We start from the raw sequence: 7,439 nt of genomic DNA on the forward strand, positions 1-7,439 counted from the left end.
CAGGGGCGCCCCGTGAGAACCACTGGCGCCCGGCGGGAGAACACAAAGCTTACACGCTGGCGGGTCAGCGTCAGGGCAACGCCACCGGCTCCTGTTCCAGCGTCACGCCGAAGCGGTCGAGAACGTCCTCGCGTACCGCCGCGGCCAGCGCCAGCACGTCGTCGGCGCGGGCGCCGCCGTGGTTGACCAGCACCAGGGCCTGGTCCCGGTGCATGCCCACCGGCCCCAGCCGGCGGCCTTTCCAGCCGGCGTCCTCGATCAGCCAGCCGGCGGCCAGCTTGGCACCGTCCGGGTGCGGGAAGGACACCAGCTTCGGATAGTCGGCTTTCAGCCGTGCCAGCTCCGCCGCGCTGACCACCGGGTTTTTGAAAAAGCTGCCGGCGTTGGGCAGCACCGCCGGGTCGGGCAGCTTGCTTTGCCGCAGTTCAATCACCGCCGCCCGCACCGTGGCCGGGGCCAGGGTGCGTGGGTCCTGGCCGGCGAAGCGCTCGGCCAGGCCGCCGTAGTCCACCCGGCGGGCGCCATGGCGGTGCAGCCGCAGGGTGATGCCGGTGATGATGAATTCGCCCCGTCGGCGGCTCTTGAACAGGCTGTCGCGGTAGCCGAATTCGCACTGATCGGCGCGAAAGCGCCCTGCCCAGCCGTCGGCCACCGCCACGGTGTCCACGCTTTCCAGGCAATCGGCCAGCTCCACGCCGTAGGCGCCGATGTTCTGAAACGGCGCGGCGCCGGCGGTGCCGGGAATCAGGGACAGGTTTTCCAGGCCGCCCCAGCCGCGCGCCACGGTGTCCGCCACCAGCCGGTCCCAGACCACGCCGGCGCCGACGCGCACCCGCACCTGATCCGCGCTCTCATCCAGGTAGTCGATGCCGTCGAACGCGGGGATCACCGTGAGGCCCGGCAGGTCGCCGCGCAGCACCACGTTGCTGCCCTCGCCGAGCACGTAGAGCGGCTCGGCCGGGTCGCGCCCGGCCAGCAGCTCGCCCAGCGCGGCCACGTCCGTGGGCCGCGCCAGCCGCCGGGCCCGGGCCGGCAGCGCCAGGGTGTTGGCGCCGCTCAGGTCGGCGTCGTGTTCGATCACAGCCGCTCCCGCAACCGCGCCAGCCACAGGTCACTGGCGCGCTCCACCAGATTGAGCACGTGGCCGAAACCGTCCTCGTCGCCGTAGTAAGGGTCCGGCACTTCACCGGGGCCGTCATCGCCGAGCACATCCAGGAAGCGCGCCAGTACCAGCCCCTCGCGGGCGACGCCCGGGCCCGGGTCGAGCGCGCGCAGGTCGGCCAGGTTGCTGTTGTCCATGGCCAGGATGTAATCGAAGTGGCGGAAGTCCTCGGCGCTCACCTGGCGGGCGCGCAGGTCGTCCATCGGGTAGCCACGCTCGGCGGCGGCGGCGCTGGCGCGCCGGTCCGGCGGCCGGCCGATGTGCCAGTCGCCGGTGCCGGCGCTCTCGATGCGAAGCCGGTCGCTCAGGCCGGCGTCCCGCACCCGCTGGCGGAACACCGCTTCGGCGGTGGGCGAGCGGCAGATGTTGCCCAGACACACAAACAGTATCGACAGCGACGTCATCCCCGGTTTTCCTCCGCTCGCAGGTGGCGGCGCATGCGCTGCAGGTCCATGTCCGTGTCGACCCCGCCGGGCACCGGCTCGCGGGCCGGCGCCACATGGATGGCGACGCCGTTGGCCAGGGCCCGCAATTGCTCCAGGGATTCGTGCATTTCCATGGAGGCCGGCTCCCAGCTCACGAACTGGTGCAGAAAGCCGACCCGATAGGCATAGATACCGATATGACGCCACCAGTAGCCCGGGTCCATATCGATATCGTGCGGGTTCGGTTGCTGGCTGAAGGCATCGCGATGCCAGGGGATCGGCGCCCGCGAGAAATACAGGGCGCGCCCGTTGCAGTCGAACACCACCTTGCAGACGTTGGGGTTGAACAGATCGATGCCGCGCTCGATCGGCTCGCACAGGGTGGCCATGCGGCACTCCGGGTGGGCGGCCAGGTTCTCCGCCACCTGGTCGATCACGGCGGGCGGGATCAGCGGCTCGTCGCCCTGCACATTGACCACGATGTCGTCGTCGGCCAGGCCCAGCTGCTCGGCCACTTCCTGCAGCCGGTCCGTGCCGGAGGGATGATCGGCGCGGGTCATCACCACCTCGCACTGGTCGCCCACGGCGTCGCGGACGCGCTCGTCGTCGGTGGCCACCAGCACCCGCGTGGCGCCGCTTTTAGCGCAGCGTTCCGCCACCCGGGCCACCATCGGCCGGCCGGCCAGATCCGCCAACGGTTTTCCCGGCAGGCGCGAGGACGCGTACCGCGCCGGCACTACCACATAGAAACTCATAGCTGTCCTTACTGAGGCTGCGATTGCAATGCACGATCAATCATGGCGTCCAGGGTGGCCGGCGGCAAATTGGCGTGCACCGGCAGCATCCACAGGCGCGGATCGTCGAAATCCCGGCATTTTACCGCATCTTTTTCGGTCATGATCACCGGCCGGCCGTCGGCGAAGTCCAGGTCCGCGGCGGTGAAGCCATGATGGTCGGCGAAGGCGTGCGGGGTGACCGCCAGGCCGAGCAGCGCCAGGGTGCGGAAAAAGCGCTCCGGGTTGCCGATGCCGGCGACGCCGTGCACCGCCCCGTAACGCTCGCGGAACGCCGCCGCGTCCAGGGTCTCGCCGTCTCGCAGCCGCACCAGATCGCCGGGCACCAGATGCATGGTGGTGGCGCCGGGCCAGGCGCCGCCGTTGGCGACCAGGAAATCCACCTGGGAAAGGCGGGACGCCGGCTCGCGCAGCGGGCCGGCCGGCAGGCAGCGTTGATTGCCGAGGCCGCGGCGGGCGTCGATCACCACCACCTCGCTGGAGCGCGGCAACGCATAGTGCTGCAGGCCGTCGTCGCTGATCACCAGGTCCGGCTGGAACTCCGTGACCGCCCGCCGCAGGGCGCGGTCTCGCTGAGGGTCCAGCACCACCGGCACCGCCGCGCGGCGCGCGATCAGCAGCGGTTCGTCGCCCACTTCACGGGGGTCGTCGTGCAACGCCACGACGCGTGGGTAGGCGTCCGCCCGGCCGCCATAGCCCCGGGAGATCACCACCGGGTTCAGGCCGCGCTCCCGGGCCCGCCGGGCCAGGGCAATCACCAGCGGCGTTTTGCCGGTGCCGCCCACCGCCACGTTACCGACCACCAGCACCGGCACCGGCGGCCGCTCGGCGCGCCGCCGGAAGCGGCGCAGCCGGCGGCCGGCCACGCGCCCCACCAGCCAGCCCAGCGGGCGCAGCGGCGTCAGCCAGCCGCTGCCTTCGTACCAGCCGCGCTCTACGCGGCGGCGCCAATCAACCATGGCCGTTGTCGGCGAAGTCCATTTTGTAGAGCTGGGTGTAGAGTCCATTCTTTTCCAACAATTCGCTATGGGTGCCCTGCTCGATCAGCTGCCCCTGGTCCAGCACCAGAATGCGGTCCGCTTTCTCGATGGTGGACAGCCGATGGGCGATCACCAGGGTGGTGCGCCCTTCCATAAGACGCTCCAGCGCCTGTTGGATGTGGTGCTCCGACTCCGTGTCCAGGGCGCTGGTGGCCTCGTCGAGAATCAGAATCGGCGCGTCCTTGAGCAGCGCCCGGGCGATGGCGATGCGCTGGCGCTGGCCGCCGGAAAGCTGGGCGCCGTCCTGGCCCACCTCGGTGTCCAGGCCGTGTTCCAGGCCCTGGATGAAGTCCCAGGCGTAGGCGTTGCGGGCGGCCTGTTCCACCTGGGCGTCGTCGGCGTCACGCATCTCGCCGTAGGCGATGTTATGGCGCACGGTGTCGTTAAACAGCACCACTTTCTGGCTGACCATGGCGATCTGACGGCGCAGATGGGCCAGCTTGTAGTCCGGCAACGGCACGCCGTCGAGCAGCACCTGACCCTGGTCCGGGTCGAAGAAGCGCGGCAGCATCGCTGAAATGGTGCTCTTGCCCGCGCCCGAGCGGCCGATCAGCGCCACCGTCTCGCCGCTGTTGACCTTGAGACTGAGGTTGCGCAGCACCGGTTGTGCCGGGTCATAGCCGAAGGTGACGTCGCGGAATTCGATGTTGCCGTCGGTGCGCGGCAGGTCCTGGTCGCCTTCGTCCCGCTCTTCCGGGCGGTCCATCAGCTCGAACAACGAGGCCGCGCCGGTGACGCCACGCTGGATTTTCACGTTCACGTCGGTGAGCTGCTTGAGCGGCTTCTGGATCATCCCGGCGGCGGCGATGTAGGACAGGAAGCCGCCCACGGTCAGCGCTTCGCCCATCATCGTGATGTACAGATAGGTGACCGCGCCGATCGCCACCGACACGAACAGCTGCACGATCACCGTGGAGCCGATCTTGCTGGCGTTGAGTTTGGTGTTCTGACGGGCGAAGCGGCGGCTCACGGAATGAAAGCGGTCGGCCTCCAGCTTCTGGCCGCCGAAGATCTTCACCGCCTGGTTGCCCTCGATGGCTTCGCCGAGAAACTGGGTGATATTGCCCATGGAGCCCTGGATACGGCGGCTGATATGCCGGAAACGCTTGCTGGTGAGGTTCACCACCAGGCCCACCAGGGGCGCGGCGATCAGCAGGATCAGCGTCAGCTTCCAGTTCTGATACAGCAGGAAGGTGAGCAGCCCGATCACGGTAAGGCCCTCGCGCAGCATCACGATCAAGGCGTCGGTGCCGGCGCTGGTGATCTGCTGGGCGTCGAAGATGATCTTCGACATGATCCGCCCGGAGGCGTTGTTGTTGTACTCCGCCTGCGGCAGACGCAGCACATGGCCGAACACGTCGTTGCGCAGCCGGTAGACGATTTCCTGGGCCACCCAGGTCATCGAATAACTGCCCATGAACTGGCCGAGCCCCTGGGCCAGCGCGATAAAGAACGGCGCGATGGAGACGATCACCACGCGGTGCGGTTCCGGGTTGACCACGGTCTCGCCCAGGTAGCCGGCCAGTTGCGCGGCGCCGGCCTGGGTGGCGGCGTAGATGGCGTAGCCGATGACACTGGCGAACAGGATCAGGGCGTGGGGCTTTACGTACGACAGCAGACGTTTGTACGTCTGCCAAGCATCATCCGGTAGTTGGCTCATTGGCCCTCTTCGTCGGCTTCGCGGGTGGTCAGCGACAGCTTATCAAAGCCCAGCTGCCCGGCCACATCCATCACCCGCACCACCGCCTGATAGCTGGCGTTGGCGTCGGCGGTGATGATCATCGGCAAGGCGGCTTTGTCCTGCCCCAGCCGGAGCAGCGCCGAACGCAGGCCCGCTTCACTGTTGTCGGTGAGTTTTTCACCGTTGATCAGATATTCCCCGAGCGGCGAGACCAGCACCTCCACCGCCTGCGCCGGGCTCTCCGGCGGCATGCCCTGCGCTTCCGGCAGGGTCAGTGAAAGCTGAGTCTCACGGGTAAAGGTGGTGGAGACCATGAAAAAGATCAGCAGCAGGAACACCACATCGATCAGCGGCGTCAGGTTGACGCTGATCTCTTCCTGGCGCGGGCGCGGGAACTTCACGTTTTCTCTCCAGGAGTCTGCCCCGGAGTCGCCTCCCGCTCACCGTGGACCAGGTCGACCAGGTGCACGGCGCTCTGCTCCATGCCCACGGTGATTTCCTCCACCCGGCGCACGAAAAAGCGATGGAAGAAGATCGCCGGGATCGCCACCACCAGACCGGCGGCGGTGGTCAGCAGGGCCTGGGAGATCCCCCCGGCCAGCTGCGCCGCGTCGCCGGTGCCGTGCATCATGATCGCGGCGAACACGTCGATCATGCCGATCACCGTACCCAGCAGCCCGAGCAGTGGCGCGATGGCCGCGATCGAACCCAGCGTGGAGAGGTACTTCTCCAGGTCGTGGACCACGCCGGTGGCCTCCTCCTGGATGCTTTCCTTCATGATGTCGCGGCCGTGGCGGGCATTGGCCAGCCCGGTGGCGAGAATCCGCCCCAACGGCGACTCCTCGCGCAGCGTCTTGAGCCGCTGGGCGTTCAACTGGCCCTTTTTCAGCCAGCCGCGCACCTGCGGCAAGGTGCCCGGCGGCGCCAGCTTGTTCGGACGCAGAGTCCAGAAACGCTCACCGACGATGGCCAGCGCCACCACCGAGCTGATCAGGATCGGGAGCATCATCCAGCCCCCGGACTGCACAAGATCCTGCACGTTGCGATCCCCTTTTCACAGTTCCGGCTCGCGGTGCCAGGGCCGACCATGGGCCCGGCGCCACTTTGTTATAAGCGCGGCATTATCAGGGCCGCCCAGGCGAAACACAATCATGCCGGTCCGGTCGGTGCGCAGAAGCGTGACGCCGGCCGCTTCCAGCCGCTCGACCACGTCCGGGTCGGGATGGTCGAAGCGGTTGGCGTAGCCCATCGACGCCACTGCCCAGCGCGGCGACACGGCCCGCAACCAGGCGGTTGACGAGGAGGAGTCGCTACCGTGATGGGCAAGCTGCAGCACCGTCGTCGGAGCCACCCGCCCCAGCAGCCGGTATTCCACCTGTTTGGGGATGTCGCCGGTCAGCAGCGCACTGGCGCCCAGGGCGTCCACGCGCAGCACGCAGCTGGCGGCATTGCCCTGGTACGACCCGTCCGGCGGCCACAGCACCTCGAAGCGCACGCCGTCGAACCGCCATTGCTGCCCGGCCCGGCACGGTCGCGCCCCGTCCACCCGGTCGGGCTCGCCGCTCAGCAGGCGCCCGGTGTGCTCCAGATCCGCCAGGCCGCCGGCGTGGTCGCCGTCACCGTGGCTGACAATGGTGAGGTCCGGGGTCAGCCCATGGCGCCGCAGCCAGGGCAGCAACACGCTTTTCGCCGCCGACCCGCCGGCCCAGCCCGGCCCCAGGTCGTAAAGCACCAGGTGGCGCTGGGTACGCAGCGCCAGCGCCTGCCCCTGCCCCACCTCGAAAACGATCAGATCCAGCTGGCCCCGGGCCGGCGGCTCGGCGCCGGGCAACCACCAGGGCAGTAACCCCAACAGCAACAGCCGGCGCGGCCAGGGCCAGGCCGGTAACAGCCACAGCAACGCCGACCCCAGCAGCGCCAGACCGGCCCAACCGGGCGCCGGCGCCAGCGGCGGCGACGGCAGCCCGTGCAGGCCCTCCATCATCAGCACCGAGGCCTCCACGCCGGTGGCCGCCGCCAGCAGGATGGCGGGCACGTCCAGCGCCACGCCCAGCAGCGCCGCGGGCACCACCAGCAGGCTGAACAGCGGCACCAGCAACAGATTCGCCAACGGGCTCAGCCACGCCCAGGTATCGAACAACCAGGCCCCCAGCACCGCCATCAGCAGGGGTAGGCTGACCATCACCGGCCAGCGACCGCCGTCGATCAGCAGCAGGATCACCGCCACCGCCGTGAACGACAACCAGAGCCCGGCGGATAACGCCGCCAGCGGCTGCACCAGCAGCACCGCCAGCAACGCCAGCCCGAGCACGCTGCCCGCCGCCGGCCGCGCCCGGC

General features: G+C 68.9%; 8 protein-coding genes. All 8 read right to left on the minus strand.

All coding sequences use genetic code 11. The annotated features are described in order from the left end of the window. Positions 1-70: 70 nt before the first annotated feature. Complete coding sequence (gene murB / locus ISO4_RS13960; RefSeq protein ID WP_194856616.1) at positions 71-1,081, minus strand: UDP-N-acetylmuramate dehydrogenase; 1,011 nt, start codon at positions 1,079-1,081, stop codon at positions 71-73. Next, positions 1,078-1,566 (minus strand): low molecular weight protein-tyrosine-phosphatase, encoded by a 489-nt coding sequence (locus tag ISO4_RS13965; RefSeq protein ID WP_228548143.1) that lies wholly within the window; start codon positions 1,564-1,566, stop codon positions 1,078-1,080. The genes murB and ISO4_RS13965 overlap by 4 nt, the downstream gene beginning before the upstream one ends. Beyond that, complete coding sequence (kdsB, locus tag ISO4_RS13970; protein WP_142949053.1) at positions 1,563-2,342, minus strand: 3-deoxy-manno-octulosonate cytidylyltransferase; 780 nt, start codon at positions 2,340-2,342, stop codon at positions 1,563-1,565. The genes ISO4_RS13965 and kdsB overlap by 4 nt, the downstream gene beginning before the upstream one ends. Positions 2,343-2,350: 8 nt before the next feature. Beyond that, on the minus strand, positions 2,351-3,340 hold the full coding sequence (gene lpxK, locus ISO4_RS13975; RefSeq protein ID WP_142949054.1) for a tetraacyldisaccharide 4'-kinase: 990 nt from the start codon (positions 3,338-3,340) through the stop codon (positions 2,351-2,353). Beyond that, a complete protein-coding gene (gene msbA, locus ISO4_RS13980; protein WP_142949055.1) occupies positions 3,333-5,081 on the minus strand; it encodes a lipid A export permease/ATP-binding protein MsbA in 1,749 nt (582 codons plus the stop codon). The genes lpxK and msbA overlap by 8 nt, the downstream gene beginning before the upstream one ends. Next, the gene (locus tag ISO4_RS13985) at positions 5,078-5,503 is read right to left on the minus strand and encodes an ExbD/TolR family protein (RefSeq protein WP_067604772.1); all 426 of its coding nucleotides are present in this window, start codon (positions 5,501-5,503) and stop codon (positions 5,078-5,080) included. The genes msbA and ISO4_RS13985 overlap by 4 nt, the downstream gene beginning before the upstream one ends. Beyond that, on the minus strand, positions 5,500-6,141 hold the full coding sequence (locus ISO4_RS13990) for a MotA/TolQ/ExbB proton channel family protein (protein ID WP_142949056.1): 642 nt from the start codon (positions 6,139-6,141) through the stop codon (positions 5,500-5,502). The genes ISO4_RS13985 and ISO4_RS13990 overlap by 4 nt, the downstream gene beginning before the upstream one ends. A 15-nt stretch (positions 6,142-6,156) precedes the next feature. After that, the coding region (locus ISO4_RS13995; RefSeq protein ID WP_194856617.1) for a ComEC/Rec2 family competence protein at positions 6,157-7,439 on the minus strand (1,283 nt) is incomplete at its 5' end.

This window comes from Alloalcanivorax venustensis ISO4 (genome assembly GCF_015356855.1).
Classification (GTDB): Bacteria; Pseudomonadota; Gammaproteobacteria; order Pseudomonadales; family Alcanivoracaceae; genus Alloalcanivorax; species Alloalcanivorax venustensis.

Coding starts and splice junctions, on each gene's coding strand:
- msbA (WP_142949055.1), bottom strand. CDS start 5,081: ATGAGCCAACTACCGGATGATGCTTGGCAGACGTACAAACGTCTGCTG.
- lpxK (WP_142949054.1), bottom strand. CDS start 3,340: ATGGTTGATTGGCGCCGCCGCGTAGAGCGCGGCTGGTACGAAGGCAGC.
- kdsB (WP_142949053.1), bottom strand. CDS start 2,342: ATGAGTTTCTATGTGGTAGTGCCGGCGCGGTACGCGTCCTCGCGCCTG.
- ISO4_RS13965 (WP_228548143.1), bottom strand. CDS start 1,566: ATGACGTCGCTGTCGATACTGTTTGTGTGTCTGGGCAACATCTGCCGC.